Origin of the sequence: Streptomyces mobaraensis (genome assembly GCF_020099395.1) — a bacterium.
Classification (GTDB): Bacteria; Actinomycetota; Actinomycetes; order Streptomycetales; family Streptomycetaceae; genus Streptomyces.
Window position 1 is genome coordinate 4,037,203 of sequence record NZ_CP083590.1, and the last position, 19,464, is coordinate 4,056,666.

General features: G+C 69.7%; 15 protein-coding genes and 2 rRNA genes. 13 read left to right on the plus strand and 4 right to left on the minus strand.

Annotation, left to right across the window (positions count from 1 at the left end; translation table 11 throughout):
* The first annotated feature begins 196 nt into the window (after window positions 1–196).
* The 8 genes from K7I03_RS17590 to K7I03_RS17625 all read left to right on the plus strand — a co-directional run bounded on the left by K7I03_RS17590 (window position 197) and on the right by K7I03_RS17625 (window position 8,762).
* Window positions 197–3,319, plus strand: a 23S ribosomal RNA gene (locus tag K7I03_RS17590).
* 75 nt (window positions 3,320–3,394) lie between these two features.
* A 5S ribosomal RNA gene (rrf, locus tag K7I03_RS17595) occupies window positions 3,395–3,511 on the plus strand.
* Between the two features lie 88 nt (window positions 3,512–3,599).
* Window positions 3,600–4,772: an acetoin utilization protein AcuC gene (locus tag K7I03_RS17600; RefSeq protein WP_185943811.1), complete on the plus strand. Its 1,173-nt coding sequence runs from the start codon at window positions 3,600–3,602 to the stop codon at window positions 4,770–4,772.
* A 149-nt stretch (window positions 4,773–4,921) separates the two neighbouring features.
* Window positions 4,922–5,719 carry a phosphatase gene (locus K7I03_RS17605; protein ID WP_185943812.1) on the plus strand — a complete coding sequence of 266 codons (798 nt, stop codon included), beginning with the start codon at window positions 4,922–4,924 and terminating at the stop codon, window positions 5,717–5,719.
* A gap of 128 nt (window positions 5,720–5,847) precedes the next feature.
* Entirely contained in the window at window positions 5,848–6,057 is a 210-nt protein-coding gene (locus K7I03_RS17610; RefSeq protein ID WP_154080489.1) for a helix-turn-helix domain-containing protein, read from the plus strand.
* Window positions 6,058–6,167: 110 nt separating this feature from the next.
* Complete coding sequence (locus tag K7I03_RS17615; RefSeq protein WP_003948845.1) at window positions 6,168–6,266, plus strand: 30S ribosomal protein bS22; 99 nt, start codon at window positions 6,168–6,170, stop codon at window positions 6,264–6,266.
* A gap of 364 nt (window positions 6,267–6,630) precedes the next feature.
* Window positions 6,631–7,689 (plus strand): NAD-dependent epimerase/dehydratase family protein, encoded by a 1,059-nt coding sequence (locus tag K7I03_RS17620; RefSeq protein WP_185943813.1) that lies wholly within the window; start codon window positions 6,631–6,633, stop codon window positions 7,687–7,689.
* A gap of 14 nt (window positions 7,690–7,703) precedes the next feature.
* The gene (locus K7I03_RS17625; protein WP_185943814.1) at window positions 7,704–8,762 is read left to right on the plus strand and encodes a lysophospholipid acyltransferase family protein; all 1,059 of its coding nucleotides are present in this window, start codon (window positions 7,704–7,706) and stop codon (window positions 8,760–8,762) included.
* Window positions 8,763–8,857: 95 nt separating this feature from the next.
* Here K7I03_RS17625 and K7I03_RS17630 read toward each other — a convergent pair whose 3' ends face one another.
* The 4 genes from K7I03_RS17630 to K7I03_RS17645 all read right to left on the minus strand — a co-directional run bounded on the left by K7I03_RS17630 (window position 8,858) and on the right by K7I03_RS17645 (window position 13,159).
* On the minus strand, window positions 8,858–10,078 hold the full coding sequence (locus tag K7I03_RS17630) for a DUF5667 domain-containing protein (RefSeq protein ID WP_224347097.1): 1,221 nt from the start codon (window positions 10,076–10,078) through the stop codon (window positions 8,858–8,860).
* Between the two features lie 234 nt (window positions 10,079–10,312).
* A complete protein-coding gene (locus K7I03_RS17635) occupies window positions 10,313–11,134 on the minus strand; it encodes an ECF subfamily RNA polymerase sigma factor, BldN family (protein ID WP_185943816.1) in 822 nt (273 codons plus the stop codon).
* A 595-nt stretch (window positions 11,135–11,729) separates the two neighbouring features.
* Window positions 11,730–12,704, minus strand: coding sequence for an HAD family hydrolase (locus K7I03_RS17640; RefSeq protein ID WP_185943972.1), 975 nt, complete (start codon window positions 12,702–12,704; stop codon window positions 11,730–11,732).
* A 185-nt stretch (window positions 12,705–12,889) separates the two neighbouring features.
* Window positions 12,890–13,159 (minus strand): glutaredoxin family protein, encoded by a 270-nt coding sequence (locus tag K7I03_RS17645; protein ID WP_185943817.1) that lies wholly within the window; start codon window positions 13,157–13,159, stop codon window positions 12,890–12,892.
* Window positions 13,160–13,548: 389 nt separating this feature from the next.
* On the opposite strand from K7I03_RS17645, the gene K7I03_RS17650 reads away from it, so the two are divergent.
* The 5 genes from K7I03_RS17650 to hemB are packed head-to-tail and all read left to right on the plus strand — an operon-like array spanning window position 13,549 to window position 19,319.
* Window positions 13,549–14,334 (plus strand): redox-sensing transcriptional repressor Rex, encoded by a 786-nt coding sequence (locus K7I03_RS17650; protein WP_004943564.1) that lies wholly within the window; start codon window positions 13,549–13,551, stop codon window positions 14,332–14,334.
* Window positions 14,331–15,722 carry a glutamyl-tRNA reductase gene (locus K7I03_RS17655; RefSeq protein ID WP_185943818.1) on the plus strand — a complete coding sequence of 464 codons (1,392 nt, stop codon included), beginning with the start codon at window positions 14,331–14,333 and terminating at the stop codon, window positions 15,720–15,722. Before K7I03_RS17650 ends, K7I03_RS17655 begins: the two co-directional genes overlap by 4 nt.
* Window positions 15,719–16,681 carry a hydroxymethylbilane synthase gene (gene hemC / locus K7I03_RS17660; protein WP_185943819.1) on the plus strand — a complete coding sequence of 321 codons (963 nt, stop codon included), beginning with the start codon at window positions 15,719–15,721 and terminating at the stop codon, window positions 16,679–16,681. The genes K7I03_RS17655 and hemC overlap by 4 nt, the downstream gene beginning before the upstream one ends.
* On the plus strand, window positions 16,678–18,327 hold the full coding sequence (locus K7I03_RS17665) for a bifunctional uroporphyrinogen-III C-methyltransferase/uroporphyrinogen-III synthase (protein WP_185943820.1): 1,650 nt from the start codon (window positions 16,678–16,680) through the stop codon (window positions 18,325–18,327). The genes hemC and K7I03_RS17665 overlap by 4 nt, the downstream gene beginning before the upstream one ends.
* Window positions 18,324–19,319: a porphobilinogen synthase gene (gene hemB / locus K7I03_RS17670; protein ID WP_185943821.1), complete on the plus strand. Its 996-nt coding sequence runs from the start codon at window positions 18,324–18,326 to the stop codon at window positions 19,317–19,319. The genes K7I03_RS17665 and hemB overlap by 4 nt, the downstream gene beginning before the upstream one ends.
* Window positions 19,320–19,464 lie beyond the last annotated feature (145 nt).

The window sequence follows — 19,464 nt, forward strand, 5'->3', positions numbered from 1 at the left end:
TGAGGGACTTGTTAGTACTGCTTCGGCGTGGAACACAGGGTCTGGAGAGGCTGGGTCGGGCACGCTGTTGGGTGTCTGAGGGTACGGGCTTTGGTCTGTATCTTCGGTCCGGCCCCAGTGAACTCGATGCTTCGGTGTCGGGGTGGTGGGTGGCTGGTCGTTGTTTGAGAACTGCACAGTGGACGCGAGCATCTGTGGCCAAGTTTTTAAGGGCGCACGGTGGATGCCTTGGCACCAGGAACCGATGAAGGACGTGGGAGGCCACGATAGGCCCCGGGGAGCTGTCAACCAAGCTGTGATCCGGGGGTGTCCGAATGGGGAAACCCGGCAGTCGTCATGGGCTGTCACCCGCTGCTGAACACATAGGCAGTGTGGAGGGAACGCGGGGAAGTGAAACATCTCAGTACCCGCAGGAAGAGAAAACAACCGTGATTCCGGGAGTAGTGGCGAGCGAAACCGGATGAGGCCAAACCGTTTGTGTGTGATACCCGGCAGGGGTTGCGCAGGCGGGGTTGTGGGATCTCTCTTTCATAGTCTGCCGGCTGTGAGACGAGTCAGAAACCGTAGTGATAGGCGAAGGACATGCGAAAGGTCCGGCGTAGAGGGTAAGACCCCCGTAGCTGAAATCATTGCGGCTCGTTTGAGAGACACCCAAGTAGCACGGGGCCCGAGAAATCCCGTGTGAATCTGGCGGGACCACCCGCTAAGCCTAAATATTCCCTGGTGACCGATAGCGGATAGTACCGTGAGGGAATGGTGAAAAGTACCGCGGGAGCGGAGTGAAATAGTACCTGAAACCGTGTGCCTACAAGCCGTGGGAGCGTCGCACAGGGAGCTTGCTTCTTGTGTCGTGACTGCGTGCCTTTTGAAGAATGAGCCTGCGAGTTTGCGGTGTGTTGCGAGGTTAACCCGTGTGGGGAAGCCGTAGCGAAAGCGAGTCCGAATAGGGCGATTGAGTAGCGCGCCCAAGACCCGAAGCGGAGTGATCTAGCCATGGGCAGGTTGAAGCGGAGGTAAGACTTCGTGGAGGACCGAACCCACCAGGGTTGAAAACCTGGGGGATGACCTGTGGTTAGGGGTGAAAGGCCAATCAAACTCCGTGATAGCTGGTTCTCCCCGAAATGCATTTAGGTGCAGCGTCGTGTGTTTCTTGCCGGAGGTAGAGCACTGGATAGGCGATGGGCCCTACCGGGTTACTGACCTTAGCCAAACTCCGAATGCCGGTAAGTGAGAGCGCGGCAGTGAGACTGTGGGGGATAAGCTCCATGGTCGAGAGGGAAACAGCCCAGAGCATCGACTAAGGCCCCTAAGCGTACGCTAAGTGGGAAAGGATGTGGAGTCGCAGAGACAACCAGGAGGTTGGCTTAGAAGCAGCCACCCTTGAAAGAGTGCGTAATAGCTCACTGGTCAAGTGATTCCGCGCCGACAATGTAGCGGGGCTCAAGCGTACCGCCGAAGTCGTGTCATTGCAGCATGAGGGCCAACGCCCGCTGTGATGGGTAGGGGAGCGTCGTGTGCCGGGTGAAGCAGCCGCGGAAGCGAGTTGTGGACGGTTCACGAGTGAGAATGCAGGCATGAGTAGCGATACACACGTGGGAAACGTGTGCGCCGATTGACTAAGGGTTCCTGGGTCAAGCTGATCTGCCCAGGGTAAGTCGGGACCTAAGGCGAGGCCGACAGGCGTAGTCGATGGACAACCGGTTGATATTCCGGTACCCGCTTTGAAACGCCCAATATCGAATCAGGCGATGCTAAGTCCGTGAAGCCGTTCCGGACCCTTCGGGGAATGGAAAGTGGTGGAGCCGACGATCCAGACTTGTAGTAGGTAAGCGATGGGGTGACGCAGGAAGGTAGTCCAGCCCGGGCGGTGGTTGTCCCGGGGTAAGGGTGTAGGCCGTGTGGTAGGTAAATCCGTCACACGTTAAGGCTGAGACCTGATGCCGAGCCGATTGTGGTGAAGTGGATGATCCTATGCTGTCGAGAAAAGCCTCTAGCGAGTTTCATGGCGGCCCGTACCCTAAACCGACTCAGGTGGTCAGGTAGAGAATACCGAGGCGTTCGGGTGAACTATGGTTAAGGAACTCGGCAAAATGCCCCCGTAACTTCGGGAGAAGGGGGGCCATGTCCGGTGATGAGTCTTGCACTCTGAGCTGGGTGTGGCCGCAGAGACCAGCGAGAAGCGACTGTTTACTAAAAACACAGGTCCGTGCGAAGCCGTAAGGCGATGTATACGGACTGACGCCTGCCCGGTGCTGGAACGTTAAGGGGACCGGTTAGCTCCATTTCGGTGGGGCGAAGCTGAGAACTTAAGCGCCAGTAAACGGCGGTGGTAACTATAACCATCCTAAGGTAGCGAAATTCCTTGTCGGGTAAGTTCCGACCTGCACGAATGGCGTAACGACTTCTCGACTGTCTCAACCATAGGCCCGGTGAAATTGCACTACGAGTAAAGATGCTCGTTTCGCGCAGCAGGACGGAAAGACCCCGGGACCTTTACTATAGCTTGATATTGGTGTTCGGTTCGGCTTGTGTAGGATAGGTGGGAGACTGTGAAGCATGCACGCCAGTGTGTGTGGAGTCGTCGTTGAAATACCACTCTGGTCGTGCTGGATGTCTAACCTGGGTCCGTGATCCGGATCAGGGACAGTGTCTGGTGGGTAGTTTAACTGGGGCGGTTGCCTCCTAAAGGGTAACGGAGGCGCCCAAAGGTTCCCTCAGCCTGGTTGGCAATCAGGTGTTGAGTGTAAGTGCACAAGGGAGCTTGACTGTGAGACCGACGGGTCGAGCAGGGACGAAAGTCGGGACTAGTGATCCGGCGGTGGCTTGTGGAAGCGCCGTCGCTCAACGGATAAAAGGTACCCCGGGGATAACAGGCTGATCTTCCCCAAGAGTCCATATCGACGGGATGGTTTGGCACCTCGATGTCGGCTCGTCGCATCCTGGGGCTGGAGTCGGTCCCAAGGGTTGGGCTGTTCGCCCATTAAAGCGGTACGCGAGCTGGGTTTAGAACGTCGTGAGACAGTTCGGTCCCTATCCGCTGTGCGCGTAGGAGTCTTGAGAAGGGCTGTCCCTAGTACGAGAGGACCGGGACGGACGAACCTCTGGTGTGCCAGTTGTTCTGCCAAGGGCATGGCTGGTTGGCTACGTTCGGGAGGGATAACCGCTGAAAGCATCTAAGCGGGAAGCCTGCTTCGAGATGAGGACTCCCACCCACTTGATGGGGTAAGGCTCCCAGTAGACGACTGGGTTGATAGGCCAGGTGTGGAAGACCGGTAACGGTTGGAGCTGACTGGTACTAATAGGCCGAGGGCTTGTCCTCAGTTGCTCGCGTCCACTGTGTTGGTTCTGAAACCACGAACAACCAAAGTGCCGGTTGTTGATTGTTTCATAGTGTTTCGGTGGTCATAGCGTTAGGGAAACGCCCGGTTACATTCCGAACCCGGAAGCTAAGCCTTTCAGCGCCGATGGTACTGCATGGGGGACCGTGTGGGAGAGTAGGACGCCGCCGAACTAAATTTGATAAAGCCGTAGGCCCCGGATCGATGACAAATCGATCCGGGGCCTACGGCTTTTTTGCGTTTCCCGATAGCGTGGCCGTCATGAGCGGTCGTGCACAACTGATGTGGGATGAAGCGGTCACCGGTTACGACTTCGGTCCGGGACACCCCATGGATCCGGTACGCCTCGCCCTCACCATGCGGCTCGTCGAGGCGTTCGGCCTGGACAAGGCGGTGGACGTCGTCGCGGCCAGGCCGGCCGGGGAGTCGACACTGCGGCTGGTGCACCGTCAGGACTACATCGAGGCCGTCCGGGCGGCTTCGGCCGACCCGCGTGCCGCCGACCCCGCCTATGGACTCGGGACCCCCGACGACCCCGCCTTCGCGGGTATGCATGACGCGTCCGCGCTGATCGCCGGCCAGTCCGTCGCCGCCGTCGAGGCCGTGTGGCGTGGCGAGGCCGCGCACGCCGTCAACTTCGCCGGCGGGCTGCACCACGCGATGCCCGGCTCGGCGGCCGGCTTCTGTGTCTACAACGACGCCGCCCTCGCCGTCGCCCGGCTCCTCGAACTGGGTGCCGAGCGTGTGGCCTACGTCGACGTGGACGTCCACCACGGGGACGGCGTCCAGGCCGCGTTCTGGGAGGACCCCCGCGTCCTCACCATCTCGCTGCACGAACACCCCCGCACCCTCTTCCCGGGGACCGGATGGCCCGAGGAGACCGGTGCTCCGTCTGCCGAGGGCGGCGCCGTCAACGTGGCGCTGCCGGCCGGGACGGGGGACGCCGGATGGCTGCGGGCGTTCCACGCCGTCGTCCCCGAGCTGCTGGCCGCCTTCCGCCCGCAGGTGCTGGTGACCCAGCACGGGGCCGACACCCACTTCGAGGACCCCCTCGCGCACCTGACGGTCTCCCTGGACGCCCAGCGGCTCGTCGCCGAGTCCTGTCACGCCCTCGCCCACGAGCACGCCGACGGGCGCTGGGTGGCCCTGGGCGGCGGCGGGTACGCGGTCGTCGACGTCGTGCCGCGGTCCTGGACGCACTTGTGCGCCATCGCCGCCGGCCGGTCCGTGGAGCCCGGCACGGCCGTGCCGGAGGACTGGCGGCACGAGGTCTACCGGCGCACCCGCCAATGGGGCCCGCAGCGGATGACCGACGGACTTCAGCCCGAATGGCGGGACTTCGCGACGTCCGGCTACGACCCCGCGGACCGCCTGGACCAGGCGATCCTGGCGACCCGCCGGGCCGTCTTCCCGTCCCACGGCCTGCTGCCCTGAGCCTCCCCGAGCCGCCCGAGTTCCCGAGCCGCCGGGTCCCGGCGCTCCGGAGCCGCAGCCCAAGGCCGTAAGGCACGGCCGTAAGACACGTCTGCGAACCGGCCCCGTACCCCGCCCCCGCCCACCCCCGTTACCCGTGCGTGGAACGCTTGCGCGCGCATCTGCTCGCCGCCGGCCTCGCCGGGGCCGTGGCCACCACCCGCGAGCGGAGTCTTGACCGCTATCGGCGGTTCGTGGCCGGGGACCCTCGGGTGCTGATGGGGCTGGAGCCGGAAAGTGACTGGCACTACGAGGATTTGTTACGGCTGATGGGCCAAAGGTGTGGAGTTTCAGCCGATCCTGAACAGACTTCCGGGCATGATGTGATCGATCCCGATCGAACGCTGGCGGCGCTGGGAGCCTTCGCGGAACGCGTCGCCACGGTCGCCGCGAAGGGCGCTCCGGTGCTGATCGGTACCGGTCACCCCCACCGGCTCCTGGGTTTCTACGCCGGGTTGGCCGCAGGTCTGTCGTCGGCGGGATGTGCTGTCCTCACCCCGGCGCAGGGTCGAAGTATCGACATAACGACCCGGTTTGGCGTACGCACATACAACCTTGACTACGTCCGGGGAGTCGCGATGGTGCGCGAACCCGGCGCGCACGCCACCGCGAACGAGCCGGGCGCACACACGCATTCACCCCTCCCGCTTCGTGCCGCGCTGGCGGCCGCGGCGGATGCCGGCGGTCCTCTCCCGGCCCTGGTCATCGGGGACCACGGGTGGGTCTGCGGGGCAGGTCAACTGGGCTTTGAGGCCATCGGACTGGCGGACTCCGACGACCCGGCGGTCTTCGTCGGAGAGGCCGATGGGAGGGTGTCCGTGGCCGTTCCGCTTGATGACACTGTGCGGTCTGATTACTACCGACCGCTTACTCGCTATGTACTCAATCGAGCGTGTCTGTCACGGTAGGCGGCCGATGGCTGCTCCTCTTCCCCACTCGCATCACCCGCCCCTAATCTGGGGAGTGAGCGCGCAGCGACGAGGAGTCACCGGAGGGGAAGCCGGTGCGCGTCATGTGCGGAAGGTTCAGGTGTGTCATGGCTGCTGGCGAAAGGCCTCTCAACGAGGTCGTGTTCCTGACCGTGGCGGAAGTCGCCGCGGTGATGCGCGTGTCCAAGATGACCGTGTACCGCTTGGTGCACAGTGGTCATCTGCCGGCGATCCGGGTGGGAAGGTCCTTCCGGGTCCCAGAGCAGGCGGTGCACGAGTACCTCCGTGAGTCATTTGTGGGGGTGGAAACCGCCTGACGAGGACCTCGGATTACGCTGTTCGCCCGGTGCCGGGTAGGCTGGCCCGATGTAGGTCGTGTGGGCTCGGACGCCCCGCACCGAGTGAATCGATGTAAGCGAGGGTAGTCGTGGGCTCTGTTATCAAGAAGCGGCGCAAGCGGATGGCCAAGAAGAAGCACCGCAAGCTGCTCAAGCGCACTCGCGTTCAGCGCCGCAACAAGAAGTAAGCAGCGTCGCTGTGTTCGTCCCGCAGCCCTCTCATCGCCTCGGCGGTGGGAGGGCTGCGGTGCGTCCGGGTCCGGGCCGCTCAGGAGGCGCGGGAGGCGCCGGGCCCTGTGTGGGGCGTACGGGGCTTCCAGGGGCTCGCGGGGCCCGTCGGGACGCCTCGGGCGCCCCAGGCCGCGTACGGCCGTCCCCGCGGCCGGAAATGTGGCTCCCCGCGACGAGCGCACCTCACAGCGCGACGGCGACCCGCTACGGTGGCCGCCACAGGGCACCCGGAACCGGGTGGGGGACGCCCCCGGGAATGTCCTCCGGGGCGCCCTCGGGATCCTCCTCGGGAACGTCCTCACGGAAGGGAAGGCGCTGACTTTGGGCAGGGTGGTGCTCGTCACCGGAGTCGCACGCCGGCTGGGCGGCCGGTTCGTCCGCCGGATCCTGCGGGTGCCCGGCGTCGAACGGGTCGTGGGCGTGGACGCGGTGCCGCCCGAGCACGGCCTGGGCGGGGCCGAGTTCGTCCGGGCCGACATCCGGCAGCCCGCCATCGCCCGGGTGCTGACCGAGTACGCGGTCGACACCGTGGTCCACATGGACGTCACCGGCACCCCGCTCGGCGCGCGCGGCAGCGGCCGGGGGAGCCGGAGCGCGGTCAAGGAGACCAACGTCATCGGCACCATGCAGCTGCTGGGCGCCTGCCAGAAGACCCCCTCCGTGCGGCGGCTGGTCGTGAAGTCCACCACGAGCGTCTACGGCTCGGCGCCCCGCGACCCCGCGGTCTTCACCGAGACGACGCCGCCCAAATCGCTGCCCGGCGGCGGCTTCGCGAAGGACGCCGTGGAGGTCGAGGGCTACGTCCGGGGGTTCGCCCGCCGGCGGCCCGACGTCGCGGTGTGCGTGCTGCGCTTCGCCAACCTGCTCGGCCCTCACGCCGACTCGCCGCTCGCCGAGTACTTCTCGCTGCCCGTACTGCCCACGGTCCTCGGCTTCGACCCCCGGCTGCAGTTCGTGCACGAGGACGACGCCGTCGAGGTGCTGCGGATCGCCGCCTCGGAGCCCGCCAGGGGCACGCTCAACAGCGGGACGTTCAACATCGCGGGCGACGGCGTCGTCCTGCTCTCCCAGGCCGCCAGGCGCCTCGGGCGCCCCACCCTGCCGTTCTTCCTCCCCAGCGTCACCTGGGCCGGCTCCGCGCTGCGCGCCCTGGGCATGCTGGACTTCTCCCCGGAGCAGATCCGGCTCCTCACCCACGGCCGCGTCGTGGACACCACCCAGATGCGGGAGACGCTCGGCTTCCACCCCCGGTACACCTCGGCGGGGGCCTTCGCCGACTTCACCCGGAGCCGTGGCACCGGCCTGCTGCCGCCCCACACCCTCGCCCGTACCGTCGACCGGATCGCCGCCGCGGTGCCTGCCGGCCGCGGCCTGAAGTGAGGAGCGCACGCACCATGGCGGACGCGAAGGTCATCCCGTTCGGCGAGGAGCCGCGCTCCCGGCGGCGGTCGCGGCGCGGCGCCCCGGCCGGCCGTACCCCGCGGGCCGCCGCGGCGCCCCTCGCGCCCGTCCCGCCGCCGCGCGACGAGCCGGCCGCGGCGGACGACGCGACGGACGTGACGGACGCTACGAACGGAGCCCCTGTGGCTCCCGACGCCGCCCGGGAGGCCGCCGACGGCTGGGAGCGGAAGGTCGCCCACGGGCTGAACTTCCTGCGCCGCCGGATCACCGGCGACTACGAGGTGGACGAGTTCGGCTTCGACAAGGAGCTCACCGACCAGGTCGTGCTCTCCGCCCTGCGCCCGTTCGCCGAGAAGTACTTCCGGGTGGAGGTGCGGGGCATCGAGAACATCCCGGAGAAGGGCGCGGCGCTGGTCGTCGCCAACCACTCCGGAACGCTCCCGATCGACGGGCTGATGCTCCAGGTCGCCGTGCACGACCACCACCCGGCGGCGCGGCATGTCCGGATGCTCGCCGCCGACCTGGTCTTCAAGCTGCCCGTCGTCAACGAGATCTCCCGCAAGCTCGGCCACACCCTCGCCTGCGCGGAGGACGCGCAGCGGCTCCTGGAGCGCGGCGAGGTGGTGGGGGTGATGCCGGAGGGCTTCAAGGGGATCGGGAAGCCGTTCTCGGAGCGGTACCGGCTGCAGCGCTTCGGCCGGGGCGGCTTCGTCTCGACGGCGCTGCGGGCCGGGGCGCCGATCGTGCCGTGCTCGATCGTCGGGGCCGAGGAGATCTACCCGATGATCGGCAACTCCAAGACGCTGGCGCGGCTGTTCGGGCTGCCGTACTTCCCGGTGACGCCGACGTTCCCGTGGCTCGGGCCGCTGGGCGCGGTACCGCTGCCGACGAAGTGGACGATCCAGTTCGGGGAGCCGGTGCCCACCGAGGGGTACCCGCCGGAGGCGGCGGACGACCCGATGCTGATGTTCAACCTGACCGACCAGGTGCGGGAGACCATCCAGCACACGCTCTACAAGCTGCTGGTGCAGCGGCGGTCGGTGTTCTTCTGAGCCCGGAGCCCTTTCGGTACACGGAAAGCGGTGGCCGGCGTTCCCACGGGGAACGCCGGCCACCGCCGCGTCGGACCGCTACTTCTGCTCCTCGTCTACTTCTGCTCCTCGCCGTGGATGCCGAGCCCCGGGATGATGTCCGGGAGCAGCGGCGGGAGCGTGACGTCCGGCTGCTTGGACGGCTTGCCGTCCTTGCCGTGCGGCGCGGTGCCGGCCGGGCCGGAGCTCTCCGCGGTCGGGGCCGGGCGGAGCAGGCCCGTACCACCGAGCAGCCCTTCCTGCTCCTCCTGGGCGCTCTGGGAGGGCGCTTCCGGACGGCGGGACGCGTGCTTGTCGCCGCCGCTCGCCGACGTGTGGGGCGCGGGGGCGCTGTGGCCCGGGGTGCCCCGGTGGTCGGTGCGCGGAGGGGTGGCGGCGTGCCGGCCGTGGCTCTCGTGCCGATCCTTGTCGTGGATCAGCGACTGCAGCGGCTCGATCTCGTCGTCTATGGCCCTGAAGACCGAACTCACGTCGTCCCGGACGTCGGTGAGCTGGAGCGGCAGCCGGTCGCGGAGCTGGCTCCAGCCCTCGCGGTGCGAGGCGGTGAACGACGAGAGCCGCCGCAGCGGGCCCAGCGAGCCGTCCTGGTGGTACGCGGCCCGCAGCAGGCGGTGGCCCTCCGAGACGTCCTGGCGCATGCCGGTGAGGGTCTTGCGGATCTCGCTCAGCGACTCGTGGTCGAGGTGGCCGGAGCGGCCCCGCTCCATCAGCCGGCGGGCCTCCTGGAGGCGGGTGGACGCCTGGTCGAGGAGGATGTCGCCGCGCTCGGAGTCGCTGTCGGCCATGCCGAGCTTGAGGTCCTCCATGCCGCGCTTGAGCCCGTAAAGGGTGTCTCCCGGAAGGGCGTTGGAGCTGGCGGCGGCGACTCCGCCGAGGGCTCCGGCCGCCACGCCCACCGTGAGGCCGCCGGCTGCCAGCCCCTTGGACCAACGGGAGCGCGGCTTGAGCCGGCCGAGCGGGCCGGCCCGGTGGGCCCCCCGGCCCGGGGATCCGGCGGCCCCGGCCGACCCGGAGGCGGCCCTGCGGGGCTCCGGGACCGTGGCGGTGCCACCGGCGAACTGGGCTTCCATGGCGGCGATCAGCTGCGCCCGCTGCACGGTCCGCACCTCGGGATCGAGCTCCGGGGCGGGCAGCGCGGCGAGGCTCAGCAGCCGCCCCCGTTCGGTCTCGTCCGCCGGTGCGCCGGTCCGTACGGCCGCCTCGCCCTGGAGTTCCTGCTCCTCCAGGGCTTGGGCGAAGGCGTTCGCCCGCCGGTGCGCCGAAACGTTCGCGATCACAGGCGGCACCTCCTCTCGTCATGACGATCGACTCCCCCGGACACCTGGAGGTTGCACGCCTTGAGTGCATCCACTCGATCGAGTGAGTGTGTGCGGGCATGGCGCGACAGCGGGAAGTCTGCATCCCGCACAACGAGCGGCGTGGCAGTCGGGTTACGCGCCGCCGTCGCGGGCGGGCCGTCGGGCGGCCGGCCGGCGGGTCCCGGCGGCGTCTCACCGGGGGTCGGCGGCGTCTCAGCGGGCGTCGTCGGGGAGGAGCCGGGCGAGGGTGCGGACGGCCCGGTACTGGAGGGTCTTGATCGCGCCTTCGTTCTTCCCCATGACCCGGGCGGTCTCGGCGACCGACAGACCCTGGAGGAAGCGCAGGGTGACGCACTCCTGCTGCTGGGGGTTGAGCTTGCGCACCGCCTCCAACAGGGCGGCGTTGGACAGGGATTCGAGGACGGAGTCCTCGGGGCTGCGCTCGACCTCGTTGGCGTCGAGCATCTCGCCGGTGGTGACCTCCAGGCGGAACCGGGAGGACTTGAAGTGGTCCGCGACGAGATTGCGGGCGATGGTGACCAGCCAGGCGCCGAAGTCCCGGCCCTGCCAGGTGAAGGTGCCGATGCGGCGCAGGGCGCGCAGGAACGTCTCGCTGGTCAGGTCCTCGGCCGTGGCCCGGCCGCCGACGCGGTAGTAGATGTAGCGGTAGACGGTGTCGGCGTACTGGTCGTAGAGACGGCCGAACGCCTCGGCCTCGCCGGCCTGGGCGCGTTCGACGAGGTCCAGCATGCGGGCGCTGTCGCTGTCGGCGCTGGGACGGCGCGTGGGGGTGGTGGGCCCGGAGGCCGCGGTGGCCGCGGTGCCGCGGCGGGCGCGTCTGCCGACGGCGGCGCCGGCCTCGGCGAGGGCGTAGCAGGGGCTCCTTTGCCCGGCAGCGCCAACGGCTACCGCGGGGACGGGTGTGGCGAAGGCGGGGACGGCGTACGCGGTGGGGACGAAGCCGCGCAGGCGGTCGACGACCGCTGCGCGCAGCGTAGCCAGGCCCGAGGCGTCAACCCCGACGTGTGGGTACACGGGACTCCCAGAGGCAGAGCTTCCATCACGTGCAGTGCCGGTGCGTTCACTCGACGTAGGGACAAGCGAGGTACCGGATTGCGTTTGAGGAGAATAACCCTTCGTACAGGCAGCGCTACACCGAGTTGCTCAAATCACCGTTTCCGTTCGCACTCCCACCTATTGCTGCACGTTCAAATATCGAACTCCCGGCGGAAGTTGACCGTATTTGCTGTGGGTGTGGCCGATTGGGCAGCGTGTTGTGGCAATCCGGACATGGCAGGACTGCCGGGGGGTGAGTGGGGGTATGACAACCGGATTGCCTGTGGGGGAACGCCGGTTACGCAGAGTGGCCCATGGGGCGTCTGCGGCTCGCCTGGGTGATCGCCCGATCCGGTGACGGCGGGTGGACGGGCCCGGGCGCGGCCTTTTCCTTCGGATCTTCGAGGCTTCGGGTCCTCGGGTCCTCGGGGCTTCGGGTCTTCGCGGCTTCGGGGCGCGGCTCGTGCGCGGCTCGTCTTCCGGGCGCGGTCTCACTCGGAGGGCGCCGGCGTCGGAGAGTGCCGATGTGGAAGGGCTCCGGCGTCGAAGGGCGTCGCCTCAGCGGCGCCCGGCGTCAGCGGCGGCGGCGGTGCAGGGCGACGGCCGCGGCGGCGCCGCCCGCCAGGGCGCCCAGGCCGACGGCGGCCGGGATGCCGATCCGGGCCGCCTTGCGGCCGGTGCGGTAGTCGCGCAGCTTCCAGCCGTGCTCCCGGGCGTGGCGTCGCAGCCGCGCGTCGGGGTTGACCGCGCAGGGGTGGCCGACCAGCGACAGCATCGGGATGTCGTTGGCGGAGTCGCTGTACGCGGCGCACCGGGAGAGCTCCAGGCCCTCGGCCGCGACCAGCGCGCGGACGGCCTCGGCCTTGGCCGGGCCGTGCAGCATCTCGCCGACGAGCTTGCCGGTGTAGACGCCGCCGACGGACTCGGCGACGGTGCCCAGGGCGCCGGTCAGGCCGAGCCGGCGGGCGATGATCGTCGCCGTCTCGATGGGGGCCGCGGTGACCAGCCAGACCTTCTGTCCCGCGTCCAGGTGGGCCTGGGCGAGGGCGCGGGTGCCGGGCCAGATGCGCTCGGCCATGTACTCGTCGTAGATCTCCTCGCCGACGGACATCAGCTCGGAGACCCGGTGGCCCTTGACGATGGACAGGGCGCTGTCGCGCGCGTCCTGGATGTGCGCCGGGTCCTCGTTGCCGGCCAGCCGGAACCACGCCTGCTGCCAGGCGAACCGGGCGAGTTCGCGCTTGCGGAAGAAGTGCCGCTTGTACAGGCCCCGGCCGAAGTGGAAGAGGGCGGCGCCCTGCATCACGGTGTTGTCGAGGTCGAAGAAGGCCGCGGCCTTGGTGTCGCCCGCGACGGGGAACTCCGGTTCCGCGGCCCGCGCGCCCTTCTTGCCGGTCGGGGCGGGGGTCTCCTCGACGGCGGCCGGTGCGGCCTCCCGGGCCTCCTGCTCCTGGACCGTCTTGCGGGCCGCCTCGGCCGCCGCCTCGCCCGCCCGGACACTGCGCGCGGTGGCGTAGCGGCGCGGCGAGAGCCACGTGAGCCAGGACAGCCAGCGGAATTCGAGGCGCCCCGCGAAGGGGCTCCTGCCGGGACGGCGGTCGGGCGACGGGTGGGCGGCCATGCCGCGAGCATAGCCAGTTTGTTCGGAGTGATCAGGGCGGTGAAGGAGCCCTGACATGAACGATACGTGTCGGTAACCTCCGAGGGCCTCCGGGCGCTGCCCGCGCGGGCGGGTCAGCCGCCGAGGGCCTTGCGGAGCCGGGCCGGGTCCACGCGCCAGAAGTCGTGCTGCTCGCCGTCGATCAGGACGACCGGGATCTGCTCCCAGTACTTGCGGTGCAGCTCCTCGTCCTGGGTGATGTCCTTCTTCTCCCAGCGGGTGCCCAGGCCGCCGCAGACCTCGGCGATCACGGCCTCGGCGGCGTCGCAGAGGTGGCAGCCGGGCTTGCCGACCAGGGTGACCAGGTGATCCGCGGGGTTCTTGCGGCGGCGCAGCAGACTCATGCCGCCATTGTGCCGGGGCCGGGAGGGTGCGGTGAGGGCCGGACGGGCCCTGGCCGCGGGGCGGGGCGGCCGCTCGCGCGGGGCGAATAGGTGCCTGAGTCGACTACCATCATGGGCGATTTGTAGGTGTCCGGGGGTATAGCGGTGAGGAGTGAGCGCCCGTGTCCCCGTCGACCGACCCCTGGTGCGGGCGTGACGTGCGTGGTTGTAGGCGCGACCCGGCCGATGGTTCCCCGAACGGGCCGAAAGACCGCGTGACGCCTGTCACTTTGCACGGACAAAGCGGACACCATCTTTGTGCACGCGTTCACAAAGACATAGCCTGCATACGACGGGGCGGTCCTGGGACAGGGCGCCGCCCGCAGCCCCGCTCTACCCGCAGGAGCACCGTGGCAACTGGCCGAACTCACCGACCGGCGACCCGAAGCCGAGGGATTCCCGAGGCCACCGTCGCCCGGCTTCCGCTGTATCTGCGCGCGTTGACCGCGCTCTCCGAGCGCTCGGTCCCCACGGTCTCCTCGGAGGAGCTCGCGACGGCGGCGGGGGTCAACTCCGCCAAGCTGCGCAAGGACTTCAGCTACCTCGGCTCGTACGGCACCCGCGGCGTGGGCTACGACGTGGAGTACCTCGTCTACCAGATCTCCCGCGAGCTCGGCCTGACCCAGGACTGGCCGGTCGTCATCGTCGGCATCGGCAACCTCGGCGCGGCGCTCGCCAACTACGGCGGCTTCGCCTCCCGCGGCTTCCGCGTCGCGGCCCTGATCGACGCCGACCCCGCGATGGCGGGCAAGCCGGTGGCCGGGCTGCCCGTCCGGCACACCGACGAACTCGAGTCGATCATCAGCGACAACGGCGTCTCCATCGGCGTCATCGCCACCCCGGCCGGCGCCGCCCAGCAGGTCTGCGACCGCCTGGTGGCCGCCGGGGTCACCTCGATCCTCAACTTCGCGCCGACCGTGCTCGCGGTGCCGGACGGCGTCGACGTCCGCAAGGTCGACCTCTCCATCGAGCTCCAGATCCTGGCCTTCCACGAGCAGCGCAAGGCCGGGGAAGAGCCGGGGCAGGGCGCGCGGACCACGGCTTCGCGATCGGGAAGCGCCCGTCCGGCCGCCGCCGCGGCCCGTGACGGCAGGAAGGGTCCGGACGGGGACGTCCCCGCCGTGATGCCGGCATGAGCCTGCTCGTCGTGGGTCTCAGCCACCGCAGCTCACCGGTGAGCGTGCTGGAGCGGGCCTCCTTGACCCCCGAGGCCAAGGCCGCGCTGGTGCACGACACCCTCGCGGCCGAGCCGGCCACCGAGGCGGCCGTGCTCGCCACCTGCAACCGGATCGAGCTCTACGCCGACGTGGACAAGTTCCACGCCGGTGTCGCCGAGCTGTCCACGCTGCTCGCCCGCCACACGGGCGTCCCGCTGGACGAGCTCACCCCGCACCTCTACGTCCACTACGAGGACCGGGCCGTCCACCACCTGTTCTCGGTGGCCTGCGGCCTGGACTCGATGGTCGTCGGCGAGGGCCAGATCCTCGGCCAGATCAAGGACGCCCTCGCCCTCGGCCAGGAGCTGCACAGCGCCGGACGGCTGCTCAACGACCTGTTCCAGCAGGCCCTGCGGGTCGGCAAGCGCGCCCACAGCGAGACCGGCATCGACCGGGCCGGGCAGTCGCTGGTCACCTTCGGCCTGGAGCAGCTCCGCGACGGCCCCTCCGTCGAGGAGTGGGTCGCGGGCAAGCGCGCCCTGGTCATCGGCGCCGGCTCGATGTCCTCCCTCGCCGCCGCCACCCTCGCCCGCGCCGGCGTCGCCCATGTGGCCGTCGCCAACCGGACCCTGGAGCGCGCCCGGCGCCTGGTGGAGATCCTCACCGAGCCCGGCGCCGCACGCGTCACCGCGAGCGCCGTCGAGATGACCGCCCTGCCGGACGAGCTCGCGCTCGCCGACATCGTCGTCTCCTGCACCGGCGCCACCGGACTCGTCCTCACCGCCGACGCGGTCACCACCGCGCTCGCCGGCCGGCCCGGCTGCGCCGTCGACGCCGACTGCGCCCGCGGCGCCCGTCTCGCCCTGCTCGACCTCGCCATGCCGCGCGACATCGACGCCGCCGCGCACGGCATCGACGGCGTGCGGTTCGTCGACATCGAGGCGCTCGCCGAGGCCTCGGCCGACGCGCCGATGGCCGCCGACGTCGACCGGGTGCGGACCATCGTCTCCGACGAGGTCGCCGCCTTCGGTGCCGCCCAGCGCGCCGCCCACATCACGCCCACCGTGGTCGCCCTGCGCACCATGGCCGCGGACGTGGTCGCCGGCGAGATCGCCCGGCTCGACGGGCGGCTGCCCGGACTGGACGACAAGCAGCGCGCCGAGATCACCCAGACCGTCCGCCGCGTCGTCGACAAGCTGCTCCACGCACCCACCGTGCGCGTCAAGGAGCTCGCCTCGACCCCCGGCGGCGCCGGCTACGCCGACGCCCTGCGGGAGCTCTTCGACCTCGACCCGCAGGCGGTCGCCGCCGTCAGCCGGGCCGACGCGCGGCACGACACCAAGAACAACGCACGGGAGTCGGCATGAACGGCACAACCCCGCTGCGCCTGGGCACCCGGCGCAGCAAGCTGGCCATGGCCCAGTCGGGGCAGGTCGCCGAGGCGGTGAGCCGGCTGACCGGGCGCCCGGTCGAGCTGGTGGAGATCACCACCTACGGCGACGTCTCGCGCGAGCACCTGGCGCAGATCGGCGGCACCGGGGTGTTCGTCTCCGCGCTGCGCGACGCGCTGCTCGCCGGCGACGTCGACTTCGCCGTGCACTCGCTCAAGGACCTGCCGACCGCGCAGCCCGACGACCTCGTCCTGGCCGCCGTCCCGCGCCGCGAGGACCCGCGCGACGTGCTGATCGCCCGCGACGGCCTGACCTTCGAGGAGCTGCCGGCCGGCGCCCGGATCGGCACCGGCTCGCCGCGCCGCATGGCCCAGCTCAACGCCTGGGCCCGGGCGCTCGGCAAGGAGATCGAGACCGTGCCGGTCCGCGGCAACGTCGACACCCGGCTCGGCTTCGTCACCGACGGGGAGCTGGACGCGGTCGTGCTGGCCGCCGCCGGGCTGACCCGCCTCGGCCGGATCGACGTGGCGACCGAGTTCCTGTCGCCCGACACCGTTTTGCCCGCCCCCGGCCAGGGGGCCCTGGCGATCGAGTGCGCCGCCACCGCCGCGCCGCTCGCCGCCGTGCTCGCCGAGCTCGACGACCCGTACACCCGGGCCGCCGTGACCGCCGAGCGTTCCCTGCTCGCCGCCCTGGAGGCCGGCTGCTCCGCACCCGTGGGTGCGCTGGCCGACTTCCTGGGAGACGAGCAGGACGTACCCGAAATGCGCCTGCGCGGCGTCGTCGGCACGACCGACGGCTCGACGCTGGTGCAGCTGTCCACCACCGGTCCCGTTCCCGCGTCGCACCACGACGCCCTGGCCCTCGGACGCGAACTCGCGGCCGAGATGCTGGACAAGGGTGCGGCCGGTCTTATGGGGGAGCGAGCACATTGAACCCCACCGCCCCGAACCACCCCGCGCACGGGCACGTCACCTTCCTCGGTGCGGGCCCAGGCGATCCGGGACTGCTGACGCTCCGCGCCGTCGAGGCGCTGGCGTCCGCGGACGTCCTGATCGCCGACCCACAGGTGCTGGAGGTGGTGCGCGCGCATGCGCGCGCACATGTGGACATGCCGGCGCGGCCCGTCCCTGACGAGACGTCAAAGGCCGCCGACATCCCTGTCCTCAGGGACACGGCCAATCTTGTCATGACGGCCGCGCGCGGCGGCAAGCGGGTCGTCCGTGCCGTCCTCGGCGACCCCGGCCTCGACGGGAACGCCGCCGACGAGATGCTCGCCTGCGCCGCCGAGGGCATCACCTTCGAGGTGGTCCCCGGCATCGCCACCGCCGTCGGCGTACCCGCCTACGCGGGCGTGCCGCTGCGCGACCCGAAGGGCGGCGACGTGCGGTTCGTCGACGCCCGGACCGCCTCCGACACCTGCTGGTCCGAGGTGGGCGCGAGCCAGGCCACGGTCGTGGTGACGACCACCCTGGACACCGTCACCGCCGCCGCCGGCGAACTGGTCGCGGCCGGCCGCAAGCCGGACACCCCGCTGAGCGTCACCGTCGCCGGCACCACCACCCGCCAGCGCACCTGGACGGCCACCCTGGGCACGATCGCCCAGGTGCTCAAGGCCGCGAAGGTGCTGCCGTCGCCCGACGGCGGGCAGCCCGTGATAGCCGTGGTCGGCGAGCGCAGCGCGGCCGACCACCGCGAGCCGCTGTCCTGGTTCGAGTCCAAGCCGCTGTTCGGCTGGAACGTCCTGGTGCCGCGCACCAAGGAACAGGCCGCGTCGCTCTCCGACCAGCTCCGCTCGTACGGCGCCGTGCCGCACGAGGTCCCGACCATTGCCGTCGAACCGCCGCGCACCCCGCAGCAGATGGAGCGCGCGGTCAAGGGCCTGGTCACCGGCCGCTACGAGTGGATCGCCTTCACCTCCGTGAACGCCGTCAAGGCGGTGCGCGAGAAGTTCGAGGAGTACGGGCTCGACGCGCGCGCCTTCGCTGGCATCAAGGTCGCCGCCGTCGGCGAGCAGACCGCCAAGTCGCTGATCGAGTTCGGCGTCAAGCCCGACCTGGTGCCGAGCGGCGAGCAGTCGGCCGCCGGGCTGCTGGAGGACTGGCCGCCCTACGACCCGGTCTTCGACCCGATCGACCGCGTCTTCCTGCCGCGCGCCGACATCGCCACCGAGACCCTGGTGGCGGGCCTGATCGAGCTCGGCTGGGAGGTGGACGACGTCACCGCCTACCGGACGGTGCGCGCCTCGCCGCCGCCGGCCGAGACCCGCGAGGCGATCAAGGGCGGCGGCTTCGACGCCGTGCTCTTCACGTCCTCGTCCACCGTGCGGAACCTCGTCGGCATCGCCGGCAAGCCGCACAACGTCACCGTCATCGCCTGTATCGGCCCGGCCACCGCGAAGACCGCGGAGGAACACGGCCTGCGGGTGGACGTGCTGTCGCCCGAGCCCTCGGTGCACAAGCTCGCCGAGGCGCTCGCGGAGTTCGGGGCCGCGCGGCGCGACGCCGCGATCGAGGCCGGTGACCCGGTCACGCGCCCGAGCGAGCGGCGGCCCGGATCGCGTAGAAGGGCACGGAGTTGAGCACCACGTACGGCACGTTCCCGGGGGCCCGGCCCCGCCGGCTCCGCACCACCCCGGCCATGCGCCGGATGGTCGCGGAGTACCGGCTGCACCCGTCCGACCTGATCCTTCCCGCCTTCGTGCGGGAAGGTGTCAGCGAGCCGGTGCCGATCTCGGCCATGCCCGGGGTCGTGCAGCACAGCCGTGACACGCTGCGGAAGGCCGCCGTCGAGGCGGTCGAGGCGGGCGTCTCCGGGATCATGCTCTTCGGAGTGCCCGAGGAGGCGAAGAAGGACGCTCTCGGTACGGCGGGCACGGATCCGGACGGCATCCTCCAGGTCGCCATCCGCGATGTGAAGGCCGAGGTCGGCGACGAGCTCGTCATCATGTCCGACCTGTGTCTGGACGAGTTCACGGATCACGGGCACTGCGGTGTGCTGGACGCGGAGGGGCGGGTCGACAACGACGCCACTCTTGAGCGGTATGCGGAGATGGCTCAGGTGCAGGCCGATGCGGGTGTGCACGTGGTGGGGCCCAGCGGGATGATGGACGGTCAGGTCGGGGTCATCCGGGACGCCCTGGACCAGACCGGGCATGAGGATGTGTCGATCCTCGCCTACGCGGTGAAGTACGCGTCCGCGTTCTACGGGCCGTTCCGGGAGGCTGTCGGGTCGTCGTTGCAGGGGGACCGGAAGACGTACCAGCAGGATGCGGCCAATTCGCGGGAATCGATGCGCGAGCTCGCGCTCGACCTTGCCGAGGGCGCCGACATGGTCATGGTCAAGCCCGCTCTGCCCTACCTCGACGTCCTCGCCAAGGTCGCGGAGGCCGTAGACGTTCCCGTCGCGGCTTACCAGATCTCCGGTGAGTACGCGATGGTCGAGGCGGCGGCTGCCAACGGCTGGATCGATCGGGATCGGGCCATTCTGGAGACGCTTACGGGGATCAAGCGGGCGGGTGCCAACATGATCCTGACGTACTGGGCGACGGAGGTCGCTCGGCGGCTGGGCTGACGCCTTGGGGTGCCCCGGTCCCGCCCCTTCGCCGATTCCTGGGGGCCAAGCCCCCAGACCCCCTGAAACCGCGCTCCGCGCGGTTGTCCTCAAACGCCGGACGGGCTGGATAGTGCGCGCCCAAGGCCGCACTATCCAGCCCGTC

Excerpts from the sequence above, each read along its gene's own strand:
- K7I03_RS17600 (WP_185943811.1), top strand. The coding sequence starts at position 3,600 with ATGAGCGGTCGTGCACAACTGATGTGGGATGAAGCGGTCACCGGTTAC.
- K7I03_RS17610 (WP_154080489.1), top strand. The coding sequence starts at position 5,848 with ATGGCTGCTGGCGAAAGGCCTCTCAACGAGGTCGTGTTCCTGACCGTG.
- K7I03_RS17625 (WP_185943814.1), top strand. The coding sequence starts at position 7,704 with ATGGCGGACGCGAAGGTCATCCCGTTCGGCGAGGAGCCGCGCTCCCGG.
- K7I03_RS17645 (WP_185943817.1), bottom strand. The coding sequence starts at position 13,159 with ATGAGTCTGCTGCGCCGCCGCAAGAACCCCGCGGATCACCTGGTCACC.
- K7I03_RS17655 (WP_185943818.1), top strand. The coding sequence starts at position 14,331 with ATGAGCCTGCTCGTCGTGGGTCTCAGCCACCGCAGCTCACCGGTGAGC.
- hemC (WP_185943819.1), top strand. The coding sequence starts at position 15,719 with ATGAACGGCACAACCCCGCTGCGCCTGGGCACCCGGCGCAGCAAGCTG.